The organism is Rhizobium sp. WYCCWR 11128 (assembly GCF_013416305.1).
Taxonomy (GTDB): Bacteria; Pseudomonadota; Alphaproteobacteria; order Rhizobiales; family Rhizobiaceae; genus Rhizobium; species Rhizobium indicum.
Genome location: NZ_JACCEZ010000024.1, coordinates 1 through 2,500 on the forward strand (window position 1 = coordinate 1; position 2,500 = coordinate 2,500).

The 2,500-nt window shown below is 53.9% G+C and carries 2 rRNA genes (1 of these 2 cut by a window edge); both read right to left on the reverse strand.

From position 1 onward, the window contains the following. Nucleotides 1-7 precede the first annotated feature (7 nt). Nucleotides 8-122, reverse strand: a 5S ribosomal RNA gene (gene rrf, locus HX898_RS32970). Nucleotides 123-306: 184 nt separating this feature from the next. After that, nucleotides 307-2,500: ribosomal RNA gene (locus HX898_RS32975) — 23S ribosomal RNA — on the reverse strand (it continues 618 nt past the right edge of the window).

Below are 2,500 nucleotides of genomic sequence, written 5' to 3' on the forward strand. Positions count from 1 at the left end.
TTTGCAGACCTGGCAGCGACCTACTCTCCCGCGTCTTAAGACGAAGTACCATGGGCGCAGGGGCGTTTCACGGCCGTGTTCGGAAAGGGAACGGGTGCAGCCACCCCGCCATAACCACCAGGTCGGCAAAGCGCAACTATATGTTTTGAGAAGCTGGTGAAGTCCTATGACTTCGTTTTTGAACACGTTTTAGAGCTCCAACCGGACGAACACTTCGTGTTCGCCGGGACCGGGCAAAGGCTGGCGCCTTCGCCTTGTCAGGACGACCGCTTTGCGGTCGCCTTGAGATGAGCATAGTCAATGAGAACGATCAAGCCGATCGAGCTATTAGTACCGGTAAGCTTCATGCGTTGCCGCACTTCCACACCCGGCCTATCAACGTGGTCGTCTTCCACGGCTCTGATAGGGAATACTCGTTTTCAGGTGGGTTTCCCGCTTAGATGCCTTCAGCGGTTATCCCGTCCATATGTAGCTACCCTGCTATGCCCTTGGCAGGACAACAGGTCCACCAGAGATATGTCCATCCCGGTCCTCTCGTACTAGGGACAGATCCTGTCAATATTCCTACACCCACGGCAGATAGGGACCGAACTGTCTCACGACGTTCTGAACCCAGCTCACGTACCGCTTTAATTGGCGAACAGCCAAACCCTTGGGACCTGCTCCAGCCCCAGGATGCGATGAGCCGACATCGAGGTGCCAAACAACCCCGTCGATATGGACTCTTGGGGGTCATCAGCCTGTTATCCCCGGCGTACCTTTTATCCGTTGAGCGATGGCCCTTCCACGCGGGACCACCGGATCACTATGACCGACTTTCGTCTCTGCTCGACTTGTCAGTCTCGCAGTCAGGCGGGCTTATGCCATTGCACTCGACGACCGATTTCCGACCGGTCTGAGCCCACCATCGCGCGCCTCCGTTACTCTTTCGGAGGCGACCGCCCCAGTCAAACTACCCACCATACACTGTCCCGGACCCGGATAACGGGCCGCGGTTAGACATCCATGACGATAAGGGTGGTATTTCAAGGATGGCTCCACGGAAACTGGCGTCCCCGCTTCAAAGCCTACCACCTATCCTACACATGCCGACACGAATGCCAGTGTAAAGCTATAGTAAAGGTGCACGGGGTCTTTCCGTCTGACCGCAGGAACCCCGCATCTTCACGGGGAATTCAATTTCACTGAGTCTATGTTGGAGACAGCGGGGAAGTCGTTACGCCATTCGTGCAGGTCGGAACTTACCCGACAAGGAATTTCGCTACCTTAGGACCGTTATAGTTACGGCCGCCGTTTACTGGGGCTTCGATTCAAAGCTTGCACCTCTCCTCTTAACCTTCCAGCACCGGGCAGGCGTCAGACCCTATACGTCGTCTTGCGACTTCGCAGAGCCCTGTGTTTTTGATAAACAGTCGCTACCCCCTGGTCTGTGCCACCCCATAATAGTTGCCTAGCATGGGGTCACGCTTCTTCCGAAGTTACGCGTGCAATTTGCCGAGTTCCTTCAACATAGTTCTCTCAAGCGCCTTGGTATACTCTACCTGACCACCTGTGTCGGTTTCGGGTACGGTCTATACGGTGGAGCTATTTCCTGGAACCGCTCCGCTGCCCATCCAATCCAATAAGAATGAACAACTTGTGCAATCCGTCACTACCACCAGGCCCACGAATATTAACGTGGTTCCCATCGACTACGCATTTCTGCCTCGCCTTAGGGGCCGGCTAACCCTGCTCAGATTAACTTTAAGCAGGAACCCTTGGTCTTTCGGCGAGAGGGTCTCTCACCCTCTTTATCGTTACTCATGTCAACATTCGCACTTCCGATACCTCCAGGAGCCCTCACGGGTCTCCCTTCATCAGCTTACGGAACGCTCCGCTACCACGTGTATTGCTACACATCCTCAGCTTCGGTGCATGGCTTCAGCCCCGTTACATTTTCGGCGCAAAGACCCTTATTTAGACCAGTGAGCTGTTACGCTTTCTTTAAATGATGGCTGCTTCTAAGCCAACATCCTGGTTGTTTTGGGATCCTCACATCCTTTCCCACTTAGCCATGACTTGGGGACCTTAGCTGGAGGTTAGGGTTGTTGCCCTTTTCACGACGGACGTTAGCACCCGCCGTGTGTCTGCCGAGTAGTACTCCCCGGTATTCGGAGTTTGGTTAGGATCAGTAAGACGGTGAGTCCCCATAGCCCATCCAGTGCTCTACCCCCGGGGGTATTCGCTCGACGCTCTACCTAAATAGATTTCGCGGAGAACCAGCTATTTCCGAGTTTGATTGGCCTTTCACCCCTAGCCACAAGTCATCCCAATCTATTGCAACAGATGCGGGTTCGGTCCTCCAGTTGGTGTTACCCAACCTTCAACCTGCTCATGGCTAGATCACTCGGTTTCGGGTCTAATGCAACAAACTAAATCGCCCTATTCAGACTCGCTTTCGCTTCGCCTACACCTACCGGCTTAAGCTTGCTTGTTACACTAAGTCGTTGACCCATTATAC